Genomic DNA, 23,446 nt, shown 5'->3' on the forward strand with positions numbered 1-23,446 from the left:
ACGATGAACGGAAACGACGAGATCGACCGGATCCAGCGCAGACTCGCCGCCCTCCGCGAGGAGGTCGCAAAGCGAATCGTCGGCCAGAGCGACGTCGTCGAGCAGCTGCTCGTCTGCCTGCTCTGCGACGGCAACGCGCTGATCGAGAGCAACCCCGGGCTCGGGAAGACGACGCTCGTGCGGACGATCGCGGAGGCGACGGACCTCTCCTTTTCGCGGGTCCAGAACACGCCCGACCTGATGCCCGCCGACATCACCGGCACCGAGATCATCCGCGAGTCGGGCGGCGACAGGGAGTTCGTCTTCGAGCGCGGCCCGGTGTTCGCGAACCTCGTGCTGGCCGACGAGATCAACCGCGCGACGCCGAAGACCCAGGCGGCGCTCCTGGAGGCGATGCAGGAAAAGCAGGTGACGACCGCCGGCGAGACCCGCGAGCTCCCGCGACCGTTCTTCGTCCTGGCCACCCAGAACCCGATCGACCAGGAGGGGACCTACCCCCTGCCGGAGGCCCAGACCGACCGCTTCCTCCTGAAGATCCTCGTCGAGTACCCCAGCCGCGACGAGGAGCGCGAGATCGTCGACCGCTACACGACGGGCGCGCCCGACCCGTCGGTCGACCGCGTGCTCTCGCGCGACGGCCTCAAGCGGGCCCAGCGGCTCGTCAGGGGGATGCCCATCGCCGACGACGTCCGCGACGGCGTGATCGATCTCGTCAGGGAGACGCGGATGGACGAGGACGTCGAATTCGGCGCGAGCCCGCGGGCCAGTATGGGCCTCGTGCTCGCGGCGAAGGCCCGGGCCTTCCTGGAGGGCCGCTCGCACGTCTCCTGGGAGGACGTCGAGGCGATGGCGCACCCGGTGCTCCGACACCGGCTCATCGTCGACTTCCGGGCCGAGCGCGAGGGCGAGACGCCCGACGACGTCGTCTCGGACCTCCTGTGACGATGCCGATCGAGCCGTCCTTCCTCGACGAGCTCGCCCGGCTGGAGGCGTCGCTGACGCGGCAGACCGACTCGCGGCGTCGGGGCGAACAGGAGTCGCCGGACGTCGGCGAGGGGCTCACCTTCAGCGACTACCGGCGCTACACGCCCGGCGACGACGTCCGCCTCGTCGACTGGCGGGTCTACGCCCGCACGGACGAGTACTTCATCAAGCAGTACGAGGCCGAGCGGAACCTCACGGTCCACGTCCTCCTCGATACGTCGGCGTCGATGGACTTCGGCGACGAAGGGGAACACAAATTCGCGTTCGGCGCGCGCTTCGCCCTCGCGTTCGCGTACTTCGCCGCCGCGGGACACGACTCCTTCCGCGTCTCGACCATCGGCACCGACGTGGAGCGCCTGGACCGCGGCCGCTCGACCCGCGGGGAACTCCTCGCGCTTCTCGATCGGCTCAACGAGGTCGACCCGGACGGGCGGACGGACGTCGCCGAGGCGCTGGCGACGTACGCGAAGACGATCCGCTCGCGCTCGCTCGTCGTCGTCGTCTCGGACTTCATCGACGACCCCGACGCGATCGAGGACGGGCTCGCCGCGCTCGGCCGGAGCGACGTCCTCCTCGTCCAGGTCGTCGCGCCCGCGGAGCGCGACCCCGACGTCGCCGGCGACGCCGTCTTCGAGGACCCCGAGACGGGGACGACCCAGCGCGCGTACTTCGCGGGCTCTACCGCCGAGTCCTACCGCGACCGGCTCGAGGCGCACATCGACGACGTGGCCGCGCGGGCGCGCCGCCTGCGGGCGGACCACGTCGTCGTCGACACCGACGCCGACTTCTTCGAGTCGTTCGCGGAGGTCTGGCGGCGTCAGGACGAGCGGGAGCGACGGCGGCGGCGACGCTGAGCGGGCTCGGGAACTCGGGTGGACTCCCCTGCCGCCGCCCGCGTTTCGGCGAGTATATTTCGCTCCGGCGACGAGTGGCGGGCGTGACCGCAGGAGGGAACCGGCGCGTCGTCGCGCTCGTGACCGGCTCGCACTTTGTGAACCACTCGTACATCGTGATGCTGGCGCCGCTCGTGGGCGTGCTCGCCGCGCGGTTCGACGTCAGCATCGCGGCGATCGGGCTGGCGATCGGCGTGCAGAACGCGGTCATCCTCCTCCTGCAACTCCCGTTCGGCTACCTCTCGGACGCCTACAGCCGGACGCTCGTCCTCGCGATCTCGCTCACAGCGGGCACGCTGGGCGCGGCGCTCACCGCGGCGGCGACGTCGTACGCGTGGCTCATCGCCGCGCAGTTCGTCGTCGGGGTCGGCGTCGCCGGCCACCACCCCGCGCACTATCCGCTGCTGGCGTCGGCCACCTCGGACGCGAGCCGCGGGCGCGCCTACAGCGTCCACGCCTTCGGCGGCGCGGTCGGCCTCGCGGCGCCCTTCGCGGTGGTGGCGGCGACGACCGCGCTGGGGCTCTCCTGGCGGGTCGCGATCGGCGCCATCGGCGTCCTCGGCGCCGTCTACTCCGCGTTCTGCCTGCTCCAGTTCCGCGCCGTCGACGACGACATCACGCGCCCGGGGCTGGCCGAGCGCCCCGACGAGCGGCCGACCCTCCGGTCGATCCCCGGCCGGATCCGGTCGCTCTTCCGGACTCTCGTCGCCTCCGAGGGGATCCTCGGGCTCACGCTCCTGGCCTTCCTCACGTCGGTCGCGGCGTGGACGATCCGGACGTACACGCCGAGCCTCCTGGCTAATGGCTACGGGCTCCCCGACGGCACGGCGAGCGCGCTCACCTCGGCGATGCTGGCGGTCGGCGCCGGCCTGATCCTCGCGGGCGGGAGCCTCACCGACCGCATCGGCGCCGGCCCCGTCGTGATCGCCGGCTACGCGGCGCTCGTGGTCGTCGCGGCGCTCCTGGCGACGCTCTCGCTCCCGCTCGCGGGGGTCGTGGTCGTGCTCCTCCTGAGCGGGAGCATCAGCTTCTCCCGGCCGGCCCGGTCGACCCTGGCCGATCGGCTCTCCGCGCGGGCCGACCTCGGGAAGAACTTCGCGCTCGTCACGATCGGGATCTCGCTCGGCGGCGTCGTCGCGCCGCCCGCGTTCGGCTACCTGATCGAGGCGGTAGGACTGGGCGCCTCGTTCGCCGCCGTGGCCGCCGTCGGCGCGCTCTCGCTCGGCCTCGGCTGGTGGGTCGTCCGCGACGCGGGACCGGACGCGTCGGCGGGGGCGGCGGTCGCCGGCGATGACTGATAGTGATTACTCTCGTCTCTTACCGCCGACGCCGTCACCGGGGGTGGCCTTCGGCGGTAAACAGTGAGAGCAATCACTATGACGCTGACCCTCCGGCGGTCCGAACACGCCCCGAGCGGCGGCGTCGCTTCCCGGAACGGACACGCCTTTCATCGCCGAGACCCTACCGTCGGATATGGTTCTGATGGAGTCCGACTCCGAACTGGAGCGGGGCGACGGGGCGCCCGATTTCGAGCTGCCCGGCGCCGACGGCGACACGTACACCCTGGACGATTTCGCCGACTACGAGGCCCTGCTCGTGGTGTTCACGTGCAATCACTGCCCCTACGCCGAGGCGAAGGTCGACGAGCTGAATCACCTGGCCGGCGCCTACGACGACCTCGCGGTCGTCGGCGTCAACCCCAACGACGCCGAGGAGTACCCCGACGACTCCTTCGAGCGGATGCGAGAGCGCGTCGAGGACGGCGAAATCGAGTACACGGCGTACCTCCGCGACGAGTCCCAGGCGGTCGCGAGGGACTACGGCGCCGTCTGCACGCCGGACCCGTTCCTGTTCGCGAACGAGGGCGACGCGTTCCGCCTGGCGTTCCACTCGCGGATCGACGACGCGATGAACCCCGACGCCGAGCCCGAGCGCTACGAGATGCGCGAGGCCGTCGAGGCGCTGCTCGCGGGCGAGGAGATCCCAGTCGAAGAGACCCCCTCGCAGGGCTGTTCGATCAAGTGGCGCGACGAGTAACCGCAGAGAGGGCGCGTCCGGCCGGGGCCTCGTCACAGGGTCGCGTGTCCGAAAGAACGAAACCGCTGTATTCCGAATTCGGCCTGTGTCTCAGGTGGCCCTCGTCGCCGACGACGACAGCACGATCCGGTCGCTGCTGCAGCACAAGCTCTCGTCGAGCGGCTTCTCGGTTCAGCTCTGCGAGGACGGCCAGGCGGCCCGCGACGCGCTTGACGCGATGGAGACCGACCCGGACGTCGTCGTCCTGGACGTGATGATGCCGCGGCTCAGCGGCACCCAACTGCTCCGGGCCATCCGCCGCGGCGAGGTCGGCGTCGACGAGGACGTTCCCGTCGTGATGCTCACCTCTCGCGGCCGCGAGGCGGACGTCCTCGACGGGCTCCAGTCGGGGTCCGACGACTACATCACGAAGCCGTTCAGCCCGAACGAACTCCTCGCCCGGATCCGGAAGGTCCTCGACGAGTGAGATGTCGGCCCGAACGCTCGCGGCGCTGCAGGTCGGTGCCGTCCCTCGATGGATCGTCGTCCTGTCGGCGCTCGTGCTCCTGTCGCTGCTCTTCTCGACGGCGCTGCTGACGGTCGGCTACTCGGTGCTGCGCTACCTGCGGCGGCGCCGCCGCGACGCGGTCCGGGAAGACCTCCGCGCGGGCCTCTTAGAGCGGCTGTACGGCGGCGACGACCCGGACTGGGAGGCGTGGGTCGAGACGCTCTCGAAACGCGAGCGATCGGTCACGGAGGAGCTCCTGGAGGAGTACCTGCGGGAGCTCCGCGGCAGCGACGCGCGGGCGCTCTTCGGACTCGGGGAGGCGCTCGGAATCCCCGAACGGGCGCGGGCGGACCTGGCAGACGGCGGCTACTACGAGCGGCTCGGCGCGCTCACCTGGCTGGGGCTGTTGCAGGACCCCCCGAGCGTCGAGGCGCTCGAACGGCACTGCACCGGCACGCCACGGGAGCGGGCCGCGGCGGCGAAGGTCCTGTACCTGAGCGACTACCCGGACCTCCCGTCGACGGGGGCGCGGCTCCTGCTGCGGGACGCCTCCGAGGCGTTCACCGTCTTCGGCATCGACACCCTCTATCGGGTCGTCGAGTCCGATCCCGGGCCGCTGTTCGAGCGGGCCGCCGCCGACGCGCACACGTGGCCCCCGGCGCTCCTGCAGCAGGTGCTCCTGGTCGCTCGCAACGTCAACACCGTCGTGGGCGACGCCGACCTCTCGTGGGTGGTGACCGCGCTGTCGAGCCCGGACGAGCGCACGAGGGCCGAGGCGGCGCGGGCGCTCGGCGGGTACGGCTGGCGGCCGTCGCTGCGCGGGGAGGTCGACGTCGGCGACCTGGGGATGGACCCGTCGCCGGCCGTCCGGGCGAGCGTCTATCGGATGCTCGGCGAGTGGGGCGACGCCGACGCCGTCGAGACGCTGATGTGGCTGGCGGCGATGGAACCGGAGTCCCGAGCGCGGGTGGCCGCCGCCGAGGCGCTCGTCTCGCACCGCGAGCGATACGGCGTCTCGCCGCCGCCGGCCATCGCCGACGCCTGGTCGTGGGCGACCGCGCACGCATGGTTCGACGAACTCGCTACGGACGTCTCGACGGAGCGCCGCCGATGAGGGCTGCGCCGTCGCCGCGGGCCTCGGGAGGGGGTCGCTGATGGCGTCGGCCACCGAGCTCGCGGTCTGGCTGCTCACGGCCTCGGGACTCGTGGTCGTGTTCTACTACGTCGTCATCAACATCAACTACCTGCTGATCCACTCGCTGTCGCTCTTGGAGCTCAGAGACGACGTCCGCGAGTCCGAGTGGAATCCGCCCTTCCGACCGTTCCAGAGCCCCTTCTACCCCGGGATGGCCGTCCTGGTGCCCGCCTACAACGAGGAGGCGACGATCACGGAGAGCCTCCGCTCGCTGCTCACGCTGAACTACCCGGACACGGAGATCGTCGTCGTGAACGACGGCTCCACCGACGATACCCTCGAAGTGCTCCGCCGGGAGTTCGACCTGGCGCCGCTCGACGCCGAGATCCCCTACGACGTCCCCAGCGAGCCGATCCGAGGGACGTACCGCTCGGAGACCCACGAGAGCCTACTCGTCGTCGACAAGGAGAACGGCGGCAAGAGCGACGCGCTCAACGCCGGGCTGTGGCTGACCGACAAGGAGCTGTTCTGTGCGGTCGACTCCGACACGATCATCGAACGCGACGCGCTCTTGCAGATCGTCCGCCCGTTCCTCCGGGACCCCCAGCGGGTCGTCGCCACCGGCGGGACGGTCCGCGTCGCCAACGACTGCGTCGTTGAGGACGGCGTCGTCGAGGAGGTCCACCTCCCGAAGACCGGCCTCCCCGGGCTCCAGGTGATGGAGTACCTCCGGGCCTTCTACTCCGGGCGGCTCGGGCTGGACCGGCTCAAGGGACTGATCCTCATCTCCGGCGCCTTCGGCGTGTTCCGCTCGGACTACGCGCGTGAGACCGGCGGCTACCGCCACGACACCATCACCGAGGACTTCGACATCGTCGTCCGCCTCCACCGGTATCTGATGGAGAACGACATCGAGTACGACGTCGAGTTCGTCCCCGAGCCGGTCGCCTGGACGGAGGTGCCGTCCTCGCGTCGCGTGCTGGGCCGGCAGCGACGGCGGTGGTACCGCGGGATGCTGGAGACGCTCGTCACCCACCGCGGGATGCTGTTCAATCCGAAATACGGCCGGGTCGGGACGTACATCCTCCCGGTGTTCGCCGCGGCCGAGGCCCTCGGCCCGCTCATCGAGGGCTTCGGCTACCTGCTGCTCCCGATCGCCGTGTACCTGGGCGTGCTCAACTTCGAGTTCTTCCTCGTGTTCTTCCTGCTCACCACCGGGCTCGGGGTCTTCCTCTGGTGGTTCGGCATCTTCAGCGAGGTCTGGAGCTACAACCGCTACGACCACCCCGTTCAGATCGTTCGGCTGCTGTGGTACGGCGTCCTCGAAAACTTCGGCTACCGGCAGTACAAGACGTACCTCGCCTGGCGGGGGCTCGTCGAGTACCTTCGCGGCGAGCAGTCGTGGGGAACGATGGAGCGGGCCGGCTTCGGCGGCGGCGAGGAGAGGGAGTGAAGCGAGCGCTGGGGGCGCTCAGGCCTCCGCGTACTGGCGGTGGGCCGGCGCGGCCGCGTTCACCCCGGTCACGGTGAACGTCGTCCCCGCGCCGGAGGTGTCGACGGCGAGGTCCCACCCGTGGCCGGTGACGACGCGTTCGACGATGAGGAGGCCGAGGCCCAGGTCCTTGATGTCCTCCACGTCGTCGGGGTCTTCGAGCGCCGCGGCGACCGCGTCGGGGAGCCCCGGACCGTCGTCGCTGACGGTGAAGCCCTCCGGGTGGTCGCTCACGGTCACCGACACGCCCGACTGGCAGTGCTCGTTCGCGTTCCGGAAGAGGTTCTCGAACAGCCGCTGGAGCCGCGCCCGGTCGGCGTTGATCGTCTTCGCGACGTCGAGGGTGAGCGTCGCGCTCCCGGTGCTGACGGTCTCCCACGCGTCCTCGGCGACCGAAGCGAGGTCGACCGGCTCGCGCTCGCCGACGTCGGCGCCCTCCTTCGCGAGCACGAGGCACTCGCCGATGAGCGCGTCCATCCGCTCCAGCGAGCCGGCGACGCGTTCGAGGTAGCCGTGGACCTCGCCCTCGGTCCGATCAAGCGCGAGCTCGGTGTAGCCGATCGCGCCAGACAGCGGATTCCGGAGGTCGTGGGCGACGATCCCGGTGAACTCGTCGAGCCGCTCGTTCTGCCGCCGGAGCTCCTCGGTGTGTTTTTGCTGTTCGATCTCGCTGGCGATCCACTCGCCGAGCAGGGAGACGAACTGCTGTTCGCTCTCGGTGATCTCGGTCTGCCGCGGGTCGTCGGCCGAAAAGCAGATCGTCCCGTAGACCTCCCCGTCGACGACGACCGGCGCGCCGACGTAGCACTGCAAGCCCGTGACCTCGCGGGCGACGTCGTCGCTGTACCGGCTCTCAGCCGCGTCCGCGAACGCGAGGGCCTCGCGCTTCTCGACGACGTGTCGGCACCACGTCTCGCCCAGTTCCGTCACCGATCCGGGCGCGTACTTCCCGCTCTCGATGTTCGTCTGGACGACCTCGTAATTGCCCTCGCCGGTGTAGGAGAGCACGCCGTAGTCGACGTCCAGGCGGTCGCGGCCGATGTCGATGGCGCTGGCGATCTTTTCGCTCGTGGACAGGTCCGAACTGGCGAGTTCGTACAGGTCCCTGAAGTACTGGGACTCGGGGGCCTCGGCGCACATTTGACTCAACCTCGGCCTCCCGGGATTTGGGTGTTGCCCTCGCCGCAGTTCTGTCAGAAGATATAGGTCCCTCGCCGACCCAGGGTCGACCGATGGACGACGACCCGGCGCCCGTAGAGAGGCGCCGCCTGCTCCGCACGCTCGGCGTCGGTGGCATCGGGACGGTCCTCGCGGGGTGCGGCGGATCGGGCCGCTCCGGGAGCGAAGGGGAAAGAGCCGGGACTGATACCTCATCGGCGTCGGCGAGCGGGAACGGACCGAACGCCCTCGACGGCGTTCGGGTCCGCCGTGACGGAATCCAGGTCCGACGCGACGGGGGCTGGGAGGACTTCCTCGTCCGCGGCGTCAACCTCGGGATGGGAAAGCCGGGGCGATTCCCCGGCGAGACCGCGATCACCCGCGCGGAGTACGACCGGTGGCTCGACGCGATGGCGGAGCTCAACGCGAACGCCATCCGCGTCTACACCGTCCACCCGCCGGCGTTCTACGAGGCGCTCGCCGCCCACAACGCCGACGCGGACCGGCCGCTGTATCTCCTGCACGGAAACTGGCTGCCGGCCGACCGCATCGAGGGCGAGACCACCGCCTACGACGACGGGGTCGCGGGCGTCTTCGACGAGCGCGTGCGGACCGTCGTCGACGTCGTCAACGGGAACGCCCAGTTACCGGACCGCCCGGGTTACGCCAGCGGCTCGTTCGACGCCGACGTCTCGGCGTACCTGCTCGGCTACGTCGTCGGCGTCGAGTGGGAGCCGCAGTTCGTCGCGCGGACGAACGCCGACCACGAGGGCGGCCGCACGGACGGCCGGCTCGTCCGCGCGACGGACGCGGCGACGGCGTTCGACCGCTGGCTGGCCCGCCGGCTCGATGCGCTCGCGACGTACGCGGCCGAGACGTACGACCACAGGCGCCCGGTGAGCTTCGCCAACTGGCCGACGACGGACCACCTCTCGCATCCCGCGGAACCGTTCGCGTGGGAGGACGAGGTCTCGGTGAACCCGAACCACGTCGTCGCGGCCGACGCGTTCGACCCCGGGGTCTTCGCCACGTACCACGTCTACCTCTACTACCCGGACTTCATGAACTTCAGCCGGGAGTACGTCTCCGGCGACGGCGATGGGAGCGCCCCGGCGGCCGGCTACGCCGGCTACCTGGACGATCTCGTGGACGCGAACGACCACCCAGTCGTCGTCGGCGAGTATGGCGTCCCTTCGTCCCGGGGGAACGCGCACGAACACGTCGGCGGGATGGACCAGGGCCACCACACGGAGGCCCAGCAGGGCGAGTACGACGCCGAGCTCTTCGAGGCGATCGTCGGGGCCGGGACGGCCGGCGGGCTCGTCTTCGCCTGGCAGGACGAGTGGTTCAAGCGCACGTGGAACACGATGGAGTACACCGATCCCGACCGGCGGCCGTACTGGCTCAACGTCCAGTCGCCCGAGGAGTGCTTCGGCCTCCTGTCGTTCGATCCGAGCGCCGGCATCACGCTCTCGGGGAGCGACGCGGAGTGGGCGGACGCGACGCGAATCGCCAGCGGGTCGGCGTCGCCCGCCGTCTCGCTCGACGACGGCTACGACGCGGGACGGTCGCTGCGCGAACTCCGGGCGGCGGCCGACGAGGGGTACCTCTACCTCCGGATCGCGCTCGACGACGTCGGCGACGCGTTCGACTGGAACCGGACGCGGGCGGTCGTCGCCCTCGACACGACGCCGGATCTGGGGAACACGTCGCTACCGCTGAATATCGACGCCGACACGGGCTCGGGCGTCGATTTCGTCGTCGAACTCGGCGGCCCCGAAGACTCCCGCGTGCGGGTCGCGAGCCACTACGATCTCTTCTACTACGAGTACGGCGAGCGCGACGGCGTCCTCGATCCGGCGCCGTACGCGTCCGAGCCGGACAACGGCGTCTACCACCCGATCAGGCTCGCCACGAGCTACCCCCTCCGGATCCCGACGCAGGACCGGACGATCCCGTTCCGCTCCGTCGAGACCGGCGAACTGCGGTACGGAACCGCGGACCCGACGACTCCGGCGTACGATTCGCTGACCGACGTCCACGCGGATCCCGACGCCGGAACGGTCGAACTGCGGCTCCCCTGGCAGCTCCTCCAGTTCCGCGACCCGAGCACGCGGACGGTCACCGGCGACATCTGGCAGGGGGGACTCGACGCCGGCGAGCGGGTCGACGGGATCGGACTCGCCGCGCTGACGTACGCGCCGGGACCCGACGGCGCCGCTCGCGACCTGCCGGCGCCGAGCAACGCCACCGATCTGCTCCCGGCCGACGGCGGATCGATCGAGACCGCCTCGGAGTTCGGACGCTTCCGGTGGGACACCTGGCAGACCCCCGACTACGCCGAGCGCCGCAAGGAGTCGTTCGGGATTCTACGCGACGCGTACGGGCGATATTGACGCGATCCAGAGTCGACCGAGAGCAGCCGACTCTCCCGTCCGCGACGGCCGATCGTTATTGTAGCGTTTGCAACTGCGTACTCGCTCGATCGCACCCGTCGTGCGGTTCGATGAATGAAGGCTTGCGGACCTGCGATATCTCCGCAGACGGTCCCATCGGCGCCGTGCGCTGACCGCCGACGCAGGGCGCCCGCGGGTGCGCGACACACCGCCCTGCGACGCCGCCGCGTCGCCTGCTCGCTATTCGCCGCCTCGGCCGCGATCGCTGGTCAGTTCCTCGGCCCGATCGAGCGCCTCGCGGGCGTTCTCGACGGCGGCTTCCTTCGTCGCGGGGTAGGCCTCGACCTTCGCGCGGAGCGTGATCCCGCCGCCGCGGCGGACCTCGCCGCGGAACGCCGACTGCTTGTCCAGCCGGAGGAACAGCTCGGTGTTGTCGGTGACGCGCTCGTCGAGCTCCGACAGCAGGTCCTCGAACGCTGGAAGCGTCGCGAGCCGCCCGAGGACGTGGCGGACGTCGTCGGCGTTTTCGACCCGCGCGGAGAGGACGACGATCCGGTCGCCGTGGTGGCCCTCGCTCTCCGTGCGCTCGATCTCGAAGTCCTCTGGGAGGAACGTCCGGAGGGCGCTCTCGACCCGCTTTTCGTCCTCGGTCTCGTAGCAGAAGGTCCGCAGATCGACGTAGTGAAACGGGATTCGCGGCATTGGCGGCCCTACGCGTCGGGGGCTGAAAAACGCTCGTTACTCCGCGTCCGACTCGTCGTCGGCGTCCTCGGCGAGCTCCAGCTGGTCCGCGGAGATGCCGACCTCCTGGCCGTCGTCGAAGCCGACGGTGTAGGTCGCGTCGCCGAACATCGTCTCGACGACCTGCGTGATCGTGCCGACCTCGCCGTCGAACTCGCTGTGCTTGTCGTGCAGTACCACGCTGTCGTCTTCTTCGAACTCCATACCGGAGAGCGACGCGGAGCGGTGAAAAGTCGACTGGTTCCGGGTCGAGAGCGCCCCCGCGGACCGACCGGGACGACTGGGACGAACGCGATTATAAATCACCAGCCCCTTCGGCAAGGTATGGAACCCACACGACGGTCGTACCTCGCGGCGCTCTCCGGCGCGGTGGCGCTCGGCTCGACCGCCGGCTGCCTCGGCGGCTCCGGCGGAAACAGCGCGCTCCCGGACGGCTGCAGCGTCGGCACCCTCGATACCGTCACCTCGCTCCCCCGGCCGGCGCTGGGGTCGAGCGACGCCCCCGTCACCGTCGACGTGTTCGAGGACTTCGCGTGTCCGCACTGCCAGACGTTCACCCAGTCGGTCTACCCGAAGATCAAGTCGAACTACATCGACCCGGGAGAGATCCGGTACCGCTTCTTCGACTTCCCGATCCCGGTGAGCGACTGGTCGTGGTTCGCCGCCTCGGCGGCCCGAGCGGTGCAGGACCGGAGCGACGCCGAGACCTTCTTCGCGTTCGCGAAGGGCGTCTACGAGAACCAGGACCACCTCGCCACCGAGGGGTATCAGGTCGTCCACGACCTCGCGAACGACCTCGGCGTCGACGGTTGCGCCGTGGCTGGGGCCGCCAATCAGGAGCCCTACCGACCGGTCGTCGAAGCCGATCGCGAACTGGGTAGCGAGCGCGGCGTGCCCGGCACGCCGGCCGTCTACGTCGACGGCGAACTGCTCGATACGTACGGCTGGGACGGGATCAAGAGCGCGATCGACAGCCGGCTCGACGGCTGATAGTCATTACTCTCACTGTGTACCGCCGAACGCCATCCCCGGTGACGGCGTTCGGCGGGAAGAGACGAGAGTGATCACTAGAGTCGGGAGGGCGCCGTTCGGTTAGTCGCCGAGTCCCGGCGTCTCGCCCGCGGGCGTCGGCAGCGCACGGAGCGACCGCGGCGGCACGAGAAAGTTCCCGCGGCGCTTCACGAAGATGTATTCGAGGATGCCGTTGTTCGCCCGCTGGCGGATGGTCGGGACCTCGGTCAGGTCGGTGCCGTTCATCGCCGCTCTCACCTCCTCGAAGGTCGAGATCTCGGACTGCAGGCTCGGGAAGTGGAGGCTGGCCTCGCCGCCGTCGGTCGACTCGAAGTGGCGCCTGAGCGTCCGCACCGTCCCGTCGTCGGTGCGGTTCGCCCGCGCGGCCTTCTGAGCGTGGCCGACCCGCGCGTACTCGCGGGCGTGGTCGCGGATCTCGCTGACGATCTCCGGCGTGATCCCGCTGCTCGCACCGAGGTTCTCGCCGACGCCCTCGACGAGGTCGCGCTCGGCGTGGACGGGCGAGAACATCTCCGCGACGCGCTCGTCGAAGGACTGCTCGCCGTACCAGTCGCCGAGCCGCATCCGGAGGTTCGAGACGTGCTTCGTGGTCCCGCCGGCGAAGGGGCCCGACCGGATGGTGACGTAGTCTTCGGTCGCCTGATTCTTCCGGAATCCGGCCATAAAACCCATAAACAGCGGCGACGCCTCGGGGACGGGATTCGAGTCGGGAATGCCCTCCAGGCCGTCCTGCCTGTCGGCCGGCATCCCCGCGCCGACGAAGCCGGTCCGGCGGTCGGCGACGTCGAGGGCGTCCGTCAGCGGCGCGTCCATCTCGACGCCGTTCACCGCCGAGCGCCGGCCGCGGAGGCCCTCCTCCGCTTCGAGGACGACGTCCGCGCGGTCCGACGCCAGGTGCAGGAGCGCGTCCTGCCGGTCGAACGTCGGCGTCTCGAACGGCGAGAGCGCCCTGGGCTCGGGCAGATCGACCGAGTCGGGGAGGTCGTCGTCGAACCGAGCGAAGTACCGCGGCGAGTACGCCATCGACGACAGCAGCCCGCCGTGGCTCCGCTCGTACGCCCGATCGAGCGTCCGCAACGCGGACTCGACTGTCCGGCGGGCGTCCGGGCCGGGAGGCCCGTCGCCTGAGAGCGTCAGATACAGCAGGATCTGGTGTCGGGGCAGGAGGCGGTTGCCGTGCTCGTCGGTCCGGACGCGGTCGTTCCACGCGTGCTGACGTTCGGGGAGCGACGAGAGGTCGTCGGGGCCGTCGGGCACCGGTTCGTCGGCGCGGTCGAGACACGCCGAGAGCGCCGCCGCCCCGCCGGCCGCAACGGCGGCCTTCAGCGTCTCGCGGCGCGTCCACCCGCTCTCGTCGACCATACCGGTGATAACGGAGGGACGGCTAAGTGGGTTTCTCTCGGCGTCGCGGGCGGGGGGCGCCGAAACGACGCGGCTATCAGTTCGGAGGGTCTATCGGCGCGCGTGACTCGCCGCGGGACGCGGATCCGGCTCGCCGTCGGCGTGTGGGGCGTGCTCGTCTCGCAGGTGTTCCTCTACCCGGGGGTCGAAGACATCGTCGCGGCCCTGGGCGGCGACGGCGCCATCCGCGCGGGGATGTGGTTCCTCGTCGCGGAGTTCGCCGCCTTCGTCGCCTTCGCCAGCGTCTGGGGCGCCGCCAGCGACGCGCTCGGGCGACGGATGCCGCTCGCGGCCGCCGGGGCGCTCGGCGGCGCGGCCGGCTACCTCCTGCTCGCCGCCGCGCCGACGCTCGGCCTCCCCTTTGCGGGCGTCCTCCTCGTCCGGCTGGTCGGCGGCGCCGCGACGATCGGCGCGTTCTCGCTCTCGATCACCGCGCTCGCCGACCTCGCGGGCGGGAACGGCCGGAACATGGGCGCCGCGGGCATCGCCATCGGCCTCGGCGCGGCGCTGGGGTCTGTGGTCGGCGGCCGCCTCGCCGACGCCGACCCGCTGTATCCGCTCTTCGCGGCGGCGGCGACCCTCCTCGCGGTCGCGGCGCTGTTCCTGACCGTCTCGGAGGATCTGCCGAGCGCCGACCGGCTCCGCGTCGGCGACGCGCTCGGCCGCCTCCGGGAGCGCCCCGCGCTCGCGGTGCCGTACGCCTTCGGCTTCATCGACCGGATGACCGCCGGCTTCTTCGCGCTCGTCGGCGTCTACTACTTCCGCGACGCCTTCGGGCTGAGCGCCGGGGGCGCGGGGCTGGCGCTCGCGGCGTTCTTCGTCCCGTTCGCGCTGTTGCAGTACCCCGCGGGAGTGCTCTCGGACCGGATCGGCCGGGCGATCCCGGTCGTGGTCGGCTCGATCTGCTACGGGCTAGGGATCGTCGCCGTCGGCCTCGCGCCGAACGTCGCCGTCGCCGTCGCCGCGATGGTCGCGGTGGGGTCGCTCGGGGCCGGAGTCGCGCCCGCGACGATGGCGCTCGTCACGGACGTCGCCGCCGCAGCGGAGCGCGGCGCGGCGATGGGCGGCTTCAACGTCTTCGGGAGCCTGGGCTTCCTGGCGGGCTTCCTGCTCGGCGGGCTCACCACCTCGGCGGCGGGCTACCTCACGTCGTTCCTCGTCGTCGGGCTCTCGGAGGTCGCGATCGCGCTCGTCGCGGCCCGCGCGGTGGTCCGGATCACAGCCGACAGCGACGACAGCGAGGCGGACCGGGTCGCGGCCGGCGGTCCGTCCGGGTGACGTCGGAGGGCGGGTGTCGGCGGCCTCGCCGAATCGACGTCTCGCCTACTCGTGGCCCGAGACGCGGACGGGCTCGTAGGGCTCTTCGAGGTACTCGACCTCGGAGTCCGAGAGGTCGACAGAGAGCGCTTCGACCGCGTCTTCGAGGTGTTCGACGCTCGTGGTTCCGACGATCGGCGCGTCGACGCGGTCGTCTTCGAACAGCCACGCGAGGCCGATCTGGGCCATCTTCACGCCGTTCTCCTCGGCGAGCTCCTGGACGCGCTCGTTGACCTCGCGGCCGCCGCCCTCAAGGTAGGGGTGCCTGTGGGCGTAGTCGTCGTTCTCGCCGCGGGTCGTCGCGCGGGCCTGCCCGTGGGGGCGCGCGAGCCACCCGCGGGCCAGCGGCGACCACGGGATGACGCCGACGTCCTGCTCGTCGCACAGCGGCAGCATCTCGCGTTCCTCCTCGCGGTAGAGGAGGTTGTAGTGGTTCTGCATCGTCGAGAACCGCGTGAGCCCCTGCCGCTCGGCGACGTGCTGGGCCTCCGCGAACTGGTGGGCCCACATCGACGACGCGCCGAGGTACCGGGCCTTGCCCCGTCTGACGGCGTCGTCGAGCGCGCGCATCGTCTGCTCGATCGGCGTGTCGTAGTCCCAGCGGTGGATCTGGAGGAGATCCAGCGTGTCCATCCCGAGCCGATCCAGGGAGTTGTCGAGCTCCTGCTCGATGGCCTTCTTCGAGAGGCCCCCGGAGTTCGGATCGTCGTCGTCCATCTGGAAGTACACCTTCGAGGCGACGACGAACTCGTCGCGGTCGTACTCGGAAAGCGCGTCGCCGAGCACCCGCTCGGAGCCGCCCCCGGAGTACATGTTCGCCGTGTCGAAGAAGTTCACGCCGAGTTCGATGGCCCGGTCGACCAGATCCTTGCCCTCCTCCTCGTCGAGCACCCAGTCGCGCCAGTCGACGTCGCCGAAGCTCATACAGCCGAGACAGATCTTCGAGACCGTCACGCCCGTGTCGCCGAGTGTCGTGTACTCCATAGCGGGGTCACGCGCCGGAGCGGCAAAAAGCTCAGCGCGGCGGCAGTCCCGACCGCTCGACCCGAACGGCGAGCATTTGCACCAGATCCTATTGTATCGCCGAGTTGAGAGGTCCCCTCTCGTGTTCACAGATGTCGAGCCTCCATCCACGGCTGGCAGTCGTTCTCGCGGCGCTCGTCGTCCTCGGCGGGCTTCCCGCGGTCGCGGTCGCACAGCAACCCGGATCCGGTCCGGGCAGTGACGGTTCCTTCGGCGGCGTGGTCTTGGTGACGGTCCTCGGGGCGCTCCCCGTCGTCGGCGGCCTCGTCGACCTCGTCGTCCTGCTGCTCGGCCTCGGGGCGTTCGTCGCCGCCGTCCGCGGCTCGTCTCTCGACACCGAAGGCGGAGGCGGCGGCGACGCCGTCGCGACCGACACCGCACCCGCAGAGTGACCGGCGGACGTCGTGTGCGGCGCTGGTGCGTCGCTTCGGCGTTGCCAGGACTTTCGAGCCCGTGACTCAAACCGGGATCGTAGTCATACCAACGTTTTCCGGCCGGCGGCGTGCAGGTGCCGGTGATGTCCCCCGTCACGCCGCTCGTCCGTCCCGGTCGGTTCTTCGCCGAGCGCGACGTCACCGTCGGACACACGCTGGCCCTCCTCGCCCTCCACGTCTTTGCGCTCCCGCTGGGCGTCTGGGCCGTCGGTCGGGTCTTCCAGGCGCGGATCGACGGCACGGTGATGGTCGACAACCCCAGCCGACCGTCCGAGCAGTTCTGCGAGACCGCGCCGGAGTCGATGGACGCGGACTGCGACGCGCCCGCGGAGGTCGAGCGGAACATCGACGCGCTCCTCGCCGACGCCGTCGGGGAGTTCATCGGACCGGTCCTCATCGGGATCGGGATCGTGATCGTCCTGGTCGCCGTCGCGCTCCACGCCGGAGCGAGGCTGTTCGACGGGGAGCGCGGCATCGCGACGTCGTTGGCCGTGGCGCTCTGGGGGCTCGTGCCCCCGCTCGTGAGCCTCGTCGTCGGGCTCGGCCTCCTGTTCGTCCTGATCGATCCGATCACCGTCGCGAGCCAGAGCGATCCGTCGGTGCTGACAGAGCGCATCCGAGCCGACCTGGCGCCGCTTGTCCGCTGGCAACCGCTCGTGACCGGGGCGACGTCGCTGTGGTCCGGGCTCGTCTGGCGGGCCGGGCTCCGACACGAGCAGGGGCTGTCGAACGGCGCGGCGACGGGCACCGCCGGGACCGTTGCGCTCATCGTGTGGCTCTTCTCTCTCGCGTAGCCGAGGGGAACGGCAGACTCGGCCCGGGCCGCTCGCGACCGTTGACCACCAACCGTTTTTCCGATGGTCGCCGAAGACGCCGGTATGACGAGCGGTCGCACCTTCGTCGCCACGACCGTCGCGGTGGGTCTCGCGGCGCTCGCACACGCGGCGGCGACCTGGCCGATCGCCGCGACGATCGCCCTGTTCGGGGGCGGCGCCGCGGTCGCGTTCGTCGCCGAGGCGGTCGTCGTCGCCCTCGGCTGGCTCGAACACCACCTCGGTCCGAAGGTCCTCGGCGTCCCCCTCTACGTCCTGTTCGGGTGGACCGGGGCGATCTACCTCGCGTTCCGACTCGCGCTCCTCGCGACCGACGGCTGGCCCGCCGTGGTCGCGGCCGGAGCCGTCGCGACCGCCTACGACGTGCTGACCGACCACCGCGGCGTCGAGGAGGGATACTGGACGTACCTGGACGACCTCGGCGGGCCGCGCGTTCGGGCGGTCCCGTGGTGGAACTTCGCCGGGTGGTTCGCGATCAGTTGCCTCACCGCGGCGCTCGCCACCCCGTTCCTGTGATGCGTCTCATATGGCTATTGCCAGAAGGAAACAGAGCGCGGGCGCTATTCGTCGACGGCGGTCGTGAGGTTCCGCTCCAGCGTCTCGACGCTGTGGCGGATCTCGGCGACCTGATCGGTCTGCTGTTGGTTCGCCGCGGCGAGTTCGGCGACCTCGTCGGCGATGCGTTCGACGCCCTCGACGGTCGAGCCAAGCATCGCCGAGATGTCCTCGGCGCTCGTCGCCTGCTCGTCGGTCGCGGTCGCGATCTGTTCCAACTGCTCGGAGACGTCCGCGATCGCCTCCTGGATCTCCCGCTGATTCGCGTTCACCGCCTCGATCTGGGACTCGATCTCGTCGACCTGTTTCGTCGTCTGTTCGATCCCGTCGACCGTCTCCGCGGCGATGGTCGCGATCGATTCGACGAGGCCCTCGATCCGCTCGGCTTCCTCTTTGGACTCCGTCGCCAGCGACTTCACCTCGTCGGCGACGACCGCGAAGCCTTCTCCGGCCTCACCCGCACGAGCGGCCTCGATCGAGGCGTTGAGCGCGAGGATGTTGATCTGATCGGCGATGTCGTCGATCACCGCGACCACGTCGTCGATCTCGTCGACGCGCTGTGCGAGGTCCTCGGCGTCGCCGGCCATCCGATCGCTCGCGTCCGCGACGTCCTCGACCGTCTCCAGCAACTCGGTCGTCGACTCCTCTGACTCGGTCGCGAGCTCTGCGGTCTCGGAGCTCTGGGTCGAGATGGTCTCGACGCTCGCGGCGACCTCCTCGGTCGTCGCGCTGAACGTCTGGATCTCGTCGTCGACCTCTCTGACGTGTTCGGCCTCCTCGTCGGCGACTTCCGCGATCACGTTCACGTTCTCCGTCACCTGCGAGGACGCCCGTTCGAGGTCGCTCACGTTCCCGTCGAGGTCCCGCTGGACCTGCTCTTGGACGCGCTGCATCGACTGGCGCTGCTCGACGAGGTCCGTCACCCGGGTCACGACCTCGAAGGCGCCGACGACCTCGCCGTCGGGGCCGCGGAGCGGGACGCTCTTCGCGCGGATGTGCCAGTCGCTGCCGTCGGCGTGGGATCCCGAGCGGATCTCCGACTCCCGGACGGGCTCGCCGGACTCCATCACCTTCTCCGCGAGGGTCTCGCTCGCGCTATCGGTGCCGACGAGGTCGTAGGCGGACTCGCCGACCGCCTCGTCGGACGAGATGCCGATGAACGACTCGTTCTCCTGGTTCCACTGAGCGACGCGGCCGTCGCGGTCGACGGTGAACGCGGGGTCGGGGAACCGATCGACCAGCTCCCTGAAGAGGTGTCGCCAGTGGTCCCGCTCGGCGCGATACCGTTCTGCGTCGCTCGCGTCCGCCGGGACCTCCGGCGCGAGCGTCGCCTCCTCAGCGAGCGGTGCGTCCTCGGGGGTGCGGGCTCGTTGTGCCATTACCCCGGGTGGGCCGTCACAGCCATTTCAAGCTATGCGTGAGAGTATCAACGCTGATTACACCGACCGTCCGCGGCCCGTAGGGTCGCGTCCGCAGCGACGTGACGGTACCGCTGAATATCCCTGGTGCCGCGGTCAGGGAACTTTGAGGTACGCGTAGCCCTCGTCTTGGAGACGCGCGAGTTCGCCGACGCCGGAGGGGACGAGGTCGACGTTCGCCAGCAGGTCCGTCGCCGCCATGTCGCGGCTCGAAACGGAGTTCCGACACCCCAGGCAGCGGACCGGCGTCTCCCCGAGGGCGCGGACCTCCGTCGAGACCGGCGACCCAGCCTCGACGGCCCGGATCGCGTCGCCGTTGACGAGCAGGACGACGTCGTCGACGTCTGCGGTGTCGTCCGCGAGGAGGTTCCGGACGTTTCCGAGCGCGCGGCGCCAGTCGCCGACGTCGCCGCTGGAGAGGTGGAAGACGACCTGCATACGCGTGAATACGACAGGCGCCGTTTAGAAATTGGTGCTGGTGCTCGACGGGGTCGGCGAGCCGCCGTCCGGGGTTCCGCCGGCGGGCGAATGAACAACGGTTTTGCCCCTCGCCCGCGCTCGGAGGAGGTATGCACGCGATCACGAACAGCGGCTGGATCGAGGTCGTCACAGGCTCGATGTTCTCGGGGAAGACCGAGGAGATCCTCCGCCGGCTCCGACGCGCGGAGATCGCGGGGCAGAAGGTCGCGGTGTTCAAGCCCGCGGTCGACGACCGCTACGGCGAGACCACCGTCGGCTCCCACGTCGGCCGCCAGTGGGAGGCGACCGTCGTCCCCAGCGAGGGCGACGGCGTCTGGGAGATCCGCGAGTCGCTGAACGGCCAGGACGTCGTCGCGATCGACGAGGCGAACTTCTTCGGTCCCGAGCTCGTCGACGTCTGCCAGCGGCTGGCCGACGACGGCCGGCGCGTGCTCGTCTCCGGCATCGACCAGACCTACCGCGGCGAGCCGTTCGAGCCGCTCCCGCAGCTGATGGCCGTCGCGGAGTACGTCGACAAGCTCCAGGCGATCTGCGCGCAGTGCGGCGAGCCAGCGACGCGGAATCAGCGCTTCGTCGACGGCGAGCCCGCCCACGTCGACGACCCGACGATCGTCGTCGGCGCCGAGGAGTCCTACGAGGCGCGCTGCCGGAACTGTCATACCCTCCGGCGCGACTAACAGAAGCAACGTGACCACCTGGGTAGCCGATCCGAAGGGCGGCCGCGACCGCGGTCCGCGCGCCGTCGCCCGCGCCTGGCTCGAAGTCCTCCTCCGACCCCGGCAGTTCTTCGCGCACGGCGTCGCGCCCGGCGATCAAGCCCCCGGCCTCGTGTTCGCGGTCGTCGTCGCCCTCGGGTACACCGTCGGCCTCTTCGCGTTCGTCCCCGCGCGGATCCCGGACCTCGCGGGCGGGCCGGCCGTCTCCGCGTTCGTCGCGCTCGCCGCCGTCGCGCTCGTCGTCGCGCCGGCGACGCTCCACCTCACCGCGGCGCTCCAGACGGTCCTCCTGATCCTCGTCGTCGAGGACCGGGCGGGCGTCAGCGAGACCGTCCAGGTGATCGCCTACGCGGCCGCCCCCTGCGTCGCCGCGGGCGTGCCAATTCCCGCGGTCCGCGCGGGCTGTGCGCTCTACGGGGCCGCGCTGCTCGTCGTCGGCCTCCGCGTCGTCCACGGGACGTCGGCCGCGCGAGCGGCCCTCGCCGGCGCGATTCCGGCGGTGTTGCTCTTCGGGACGGTCTTCGGCGGCATCGACGCGGGGGAGGCGATCCTCCTGGCGCTCGGGCTGATCTGAGCGGCGGACGCTCCCCGCGCCCCCGCCGATCTCGCGACTCCCCCGGACGAGCGGGATTCGACAATCGTTTTAGTCGTGGCACATTTGACTCTTGCAATGGATTGGATTACGCACGACGAGGACGTTTGGTTCGATTTCAGAGGCGATTCGCCGGAGCAGCTCACGCCGGGGCGGTTCTACAAGGGGACGGTCGACGGGTTCGCCGACTTCGGCGTGTTCGTCGACCTCGCGCCGGGCGTCACCGGGCTCCTCCACCGGAGCGAACTCGACCAGCGGCTCGAGAGCCTCGACTGGGAGTCTGGCGATACGGTGTTCGTTCAGGTGAAGAACGTCAGGAGCAACGGCAACATCGACCTCGGCTGGTCGATCCGCCAGTCCGAGTCGGAGTTCCGCGGGGCCCGCGTCCACGACCCCGACGGCGACGCCGACGGCGAGCCGATCGAGGCCGAAGACGACGGCCCCGAGCCGGTGAAGAAGACGCCGAAGGGCGTCTCGACGAAGTCCCGCGCCACGAACGGCACCGAGTCCGTCGAGGCCGAAAGCGGCGTCGGCGGGGCGGCGGCAGGGGCGTCCGAGGCCGACGCTGACTCCGGTTCCGAGTCGTCCGACGAGCCCGCGGAGACGACGGCGGACGACGCCGCGGACGACGTGGAAGTCGCGGCGGCCGGCGCCGCAGCGTCGACGGCGGCGAAGGCCGAAGAGGCCAACGAGGCCGAAAGCGCCCAGGAATCCGACGCCGAGGCGGACGCGGCCGAGGAGCCGCCGGAGCGCGTCGCGATCGACTCCCTCGGCGACCGGGTCGGCGACCGCGTCCGGATCGAGGGCGAGATCGTCGGCGCGCGCCAGACCGGCGGCCCGACGATCTTCGAGGTCCGCGACGAGACCGCCGTGGTCGACTGCGCCGCGTTCGTCGAGGCCGGCGTCCGCGCCTACCCTGAGATCGGGGAGGGCGACGTCGTCCGCCTCGACGGCGAGGTCGAACTCCGCCGCGGCGAACTGCAGGTCGAGACCGAAGAACTCACCGAGCTCACGGACGAGGACGCCGAGGCGGTCGAACAGCGCCTCGTCGACGCGCTCGCCGAGCGCGCCCGTCCCGACTCCGTCGAGCCGCTGGCCGACCACGACGCCGTCGCGGCCGTCACCGACCAGCTGGCCGACGCCGCGGAGGCCATCCGAACGGCGGTGCTCCAGTCGCGGCCGATCGTGGTCCGCCACGCCGCCACGGCCGACGGCTACGTCGCCGGCGCGGCCGTCGAGCGAGCCGTCCTCCCGCTGATCCGCGACGAGCACGCCCGCGCCGACGCCGAGTACCACTTCTTCACGCGCCGCCCGCTCGACGACCCCGTCTACGGGATGGACGCCGCAACGAACGACGTAACCCAGATGCTCCAGGACAGCGAGCGCCACGACGAGAAGCTCCCGCTCGTGGTCCTCGTCGGCGTCGGCGGCACGACCGACTCGCTGGACGGCCTCGGCCTGCTCGGCGTCTACGGCGCCTCGCGCGTCGTGGTCGACGCCGACGAGGTCGACACGGAAGTCGTCGACGAGGCGAGCGTTCTGGTCTCGCCGAGCCTCACCGAGACGGACGCCTCGGACCTCTCGACCGGCGCGCTCGGCGCGAACCTCGCGTCGGCCGTCAACGAGGACATCACCGGCGATCTCGCACACCTTCCGGCGGTGAGCTACTGGGACGACGCGCCCGGGGCGTACGTCGACCTCGCCGCGGAGGCCGGCTACGACGCCGACCGGACGCGGGAGCTCCGGGAGGCCATCGCGCTGGAGGCGTACTACCAGTCCTACCAGGACAAGCGCGAGCTCATCACCGACCTCCTGTTCGAGGACGACGGCGGGCTCGCGGGTCACGTCTCCGAGCAGTTCCGGAGCAAGCTCGACGACGAAGTCGCGACCGCGCAGGCGAACCTCGAATCCCGCTCGGTCGAGGGGGTCGACGTCGGCGTCCTCGACGCGGACTCCTACAGCCACCGGTTCGACTTCCCGCCGACGTCGCTGCTCGCCTCGGCGCTTCACCGCCGGAACGGCCACGCGGTCACGGTCGTCTACTCGACCGACGAGCTGTTCGTCCGCGTCGACGGCGACGTCGACGTCCGGACGGCCGCGCGGTCGGCGAGTGAGGCCGTCCCCGAGGGCGGCGTCACGGCCGTCGGCGTCCGACAGAACCGCATCGAGTTCCTCTCGGGCGCCCGCGAGGACGTCGTCGACGCCGTCGTCGACGCCGTCGTCGACCAGCAGTAGCAGTAAGCCGACTCCGCAGCGGCGTTTCGTGTTCGCGCTCCCGACGACCGGGAGCGACACGCTTAACCCCGAAACCGGACGAGAACA

The 23,446-nt window shown here is 70.6% G+C and carries 23 protein-coding genes; 16 read left to right on the top strand and 7 right to left on the bottom strand.

The features are described 5' to 3' along the window. Positions 1-3: 3 nt before the first annotated feature. The 7 genes from ACQUQ0_RS00080 to ACQUQ0_RS00110 all read left to right on the top strand — a co-directional run bounded on the left by ACQUQ0_RS00080 (position 4) and on the right by ACQUQ0_RS00110 (position 6,989). Positions 4-942 carry an AAA family ATPase gene (locus ACQUQ0_RS00080; protein ID WP_435182454.1) on the top strand — a complete coding sequence of 313 codons (939 nt, stop codon included), beginning with the start codon at positions 4-6 and terminating at the stop codon, positions 940-942. 2 nt (positions 943-944) lie between these two features. Further along, positions 945-1,838 carry a DUF58 domain-containing protein gene (locus ACQUQ0_RS00085; RefSeq protein ID WP_435182455.1) on the top strand — a complete coding sequence of 298 codons (894 nt, stop codon included), beginning with the start codon at positions 945-947 and terminating at the stop codon, positions 1,836-1,838. 83 nt (positions 1,839-1,921) lie between these two features. After that, positions 1,922-3,175: an MFS transporter gene (locus ACQUQ0_RS00090; RefSeq protein ID WP_435182456.1), complete on the top strand. Its 1,254-nt coding sequence runs from the start codon at positions 1,922-1,924 to the stop codon at positions 3,173-3,175. 175 nt (positions 3,176-3,350) lie between these two features. Continuing rightward, positions 3,351-3,914, top strand: a complete 564-nt coding sequence (locus tag ACQUQ0_RS00095) for a thioredoxin family protein (RefSeq protein WP_435182457.1) — start codon at positions 3,351-3,353, stop codon at positions 3,912-3,914. An 85-nt stretch (positions 3,915-3,999) separates the two neighbouring features. Then, positions 4,000-4,380 (top strand): response regulator transcription factor, encoded by a 381-nt coding sequence (locus ACQUQ0_RS00100; RefSeq protein WP_435182458.1) that lies wholly within the window; start codon positions 4,000-4,002, stop codon positions 4,378-4,380. Between the two features lies 1 nt (position 4,381). Then, on the top strand, positions 4,382-5,515 hold the full coding sequence (locus ACQUQ0_RS00105; RefSeq protein WP_435182459.1) for a HEAT repeat domain-containing protein: 1,134 nt from the start codon (positions 4,382-4,384) through the stop codon (positions 5,513-5,515). A gap of 40 nt (positions 5,516-5,555) precedes the next feature. After that, a complete protein-coding gene (locus tag ACQUQ0_RS00110; protein WP_435182460.1) occupies positions 5,556-6,989 on the top strand; it encodes a glycosyltransferase family 2 protein in 1,434 nt (477 codons plus the stop codon). Between the two features lie 18 nt (positions 6,990-7,007). Here the strand turns inward: ACQUQ0_RS00110 and ACQUQ0_RS00115 are convergent, their stop codons facing one another. Beyond that, a complete protein-coding gene (locus tag ACQUQ0_RS00115) occupies positions 7,008-8,168 on the bottom strand; it encodes a sensor histidine kinase (protein ID WP_435182461.1) in 1,161 nt (386 codons plus the stop codon). A gap of 92 nt (positions 8,169-8,260) precedes the next feature. Between ACQUQ0_RS00115 and ACQUQ0_RS00120 the strand changes: the two genes are divergently transcribed. Next, positions 8,261-10,582 (top strand): hypothetical protein, encoded by a 2,322-nt coding sequence (locus ACQUQ0_RS00120; protein ID WP_435182462.1) that lies wholly within the window; start codon positions 8,261-8,263, stop codon positions 10,580-10,582. 240 nt (positions 10,583-10,822) lie between these two features. On the opposite strand, the gene ACQUQ0_RS00125 is transcribed toward ACQUQ0_RS00120, so the two are convergent. Continuing rightward, a complete protein-coding gene (locus ACQUQ0_RS00125; protein ID WP_435182463.1) occupies positions 10,823-11,284 on the bottom strand; it encodes an RNA-binding protein in 462 nt (153 codons plus the stop codon). 36 nt (positions 11,285-11,320) lie between these two features. Continuing rightward, positions 11,321-11,527 (bottom strand): DUF1918 domain-containing protein, encoded by a 207-nt coding sequence (locus tag ACQUQ0_RS00130; protein ID WP_372389006.1) that lies wholly within the window; start codon positions 11,525-11,527, stop codon positions 11,321-11,323. A 120-nt stretch (positions 11,528-11,647) separates the two neighbouring features. Here ACQUQ0_RS00130 and ACQUQ0_RS00135 point away from each other — a divergent pair, with 120 nt between their 5' ends. Next, positions 11,648-12,313, top strand: a complete 666-nt coding sequence (locus tag ACQUQ0_RS00135) for a DsbA family protein (RefSeq protein ID WP_435182464.1) — start codon at positions 11,648-11,650, stop codon at positions 12,311-12,313. Positions 12,314-12,415: 102 nt separating this feature from the next. On the opposite strand, the gene ACQUQ0_RS00140 is transcribed toward ACQUQ0_RS00135, so the two are convergent. Next, the gene (locus ACQUQ0_RS00140) at positions 12,416-13,717 is read right to left on the bottom strand and encodes a DUF7405 family protein (RefSeq protein ID WP_435182465.1); all 1,302 of its coding nucleotides are present in this window, start codon (positions 13,715-13,717) and stop codon (positions 12,416-12,418) included. Between the two features lie 102 nt (positions 13,718-13,819). Here ACQUQ0_RS00140 and ACQUQ0_RS00145 point away from each other — a divergent pair, with 102 nt between their 5' ends. Next, positions 13,820-15,034 carry an MFS transporter gene (locus tag ACQUQ0_RS00145; protein ID WP_435182466.1) on the top strand — a complete coding sequence of 405 codons (1,215 nt, stop codon included), beginning with the start codon at positions 13,820-13,822 and terminating at the stop codon, positions 15,032-15,034. A gap of 45 nt (positions 15,035-15,079) precedes the next feature. Here ACQUQ0_RS00145 and ACQUQ0_RS00150 read toward each other — a convergent pair whose 3' ends face one another. Beyond that, a complete protein-coding gene (locus tag ACQUQ0_RS00150) occupies positions 15,080-16,057 on the bottom strand; it encodes an aldo/keto reductase (RefSeq protein WP_435182467.1) in 978 nt (325 codons plus the stop codon). A 131-nt stretch (positions 16,058-16,188) separates the two neighbouring features. Here ACQUQ0_RS00150 and ACQUQ0_RS00155 point away from each other — a divergent pair, with 131 nt between their 5' ends. From ACQUQ0_RS00155 to ACQUQ0_RS00165, 3 genes are all read left to right on the top strand, one after another. Next, the gene (locus tag ACQUQ0_RS00155; protein ID WP_435182468.1) at positions 16,189-16,488 is read left to right on the top strand and encodes a hypothetical protein; all 300 of its coding nucleotides are present in this window, start codon (positions 16,189-16,191) and stop codon (positions 16,486-16,488) included. 125 nt (positions 16,489-16,613) lie between these two features. Further along, positions 16,614-17,324, top strand: a complete 711-nt coding sequence (locus ACQUQ0_RS00160; RefSeq protein WP_435182469.1) for a YIP1 family protein — start codon at positions 16,614-16,616, stop codon at positions 17,322-17,324. An 84-nt stretch (positions 17,325-17,408) separates the two neighbouring features. Next, positions 17,409-17,879, top strand: coding sequence for a carotenoid biosynthesis protein (locus ACQUQ0_RS00165; protein ID WP_435182470.1), 471 nt, complete (start codon positions 17,409-17,411; stop codon positions 17,877-17,879). Positions 17,880-17,923: 44 nt separating this feature from the next. Here ACQUQ0_RS00165 and ACQUQ0_RS00170 read toward each other — a convergent pair whose 3' ends face one another. Continuing rightward, positions 17,924-19,297 (bottom strand): methyl-accepting chemotaxis protein, encoded by a 1,374-nt coding sequence (locus tag ACQUQ0_RS00170; RefSeq protein ID WP_435182471.1) that lies wholly within the window; start codon positions 19,295-19,297, stop codon positions 17,924-17,926. 135 nt (positions 19,298-19,432) lie between these two features. Beyond that, positions 19,433-19,774, bottom strand: a complete 342-nt coding sequence (locus tag ACQUQ0_RS00175; protein WP_435182472.1) for a DsrE family protein — start codon at positions 19,772-19,774, stop codon at positions 19,433-19,435. A 131-nt stretch (positions 19,775-19,905) separates the two neighbouring features. On the opposite strand from ACQUQ0_RS00175, the gene ACQUQ0_RS00180 reads away from it, so the two are divergent. The 3 genes from ACQUQ0_RS00180 (at position 19,906) to ACQUQ0_RS00190 (ending at position 23,359) form a co-directional block, all read left to right on the top strand. Further along, positions 19,906-20,493, top strand: a complete 588-nt coding sequence (locus tag ACQUQ0_RS00180; RefSeq protein ID WP_435182473.1) for a thymidine kinase — start codon at positions 19,906-19,908, stop codon at positions 20,491-20,493. Positions 20,494-20,503: 10 nt separating this feature from the next. Then, positions 20,504-21,106 (top strand): YIP1 family protein, encoded by a 603-nt coding sequence (locus ACQUQ0_RS00185; protein ID WP_435182474.1) that lies wholly within the window; start codon positions 20,504-20,506, stop codon positions 21,104-21,106. Between the two features lie 96 nt (positions 21,107-21,202). After that, entirely contained in the window at positions 21,203-23,359 is a 2,157-nt protein-coding gene (locus ACQUQ0_RS00190) for a DHH family phosphoesterase (RefSeq protein WP_435182475.1), read from the top strand. Positions 23,360-23,446 lie beyond the last annotated feature (87 nt).

Origin of the sequence: Halobellus sp. EA9 (genome assembly GCF_051195055.1) — an archaeon.
GTDB classification, from domain to species: domain Archaea; phylum Halobacteriota; class Halobacteria; order Halobacteriales; family Haloferacaceae; genus Haloquadratum; species Haloquadratum rubicundus.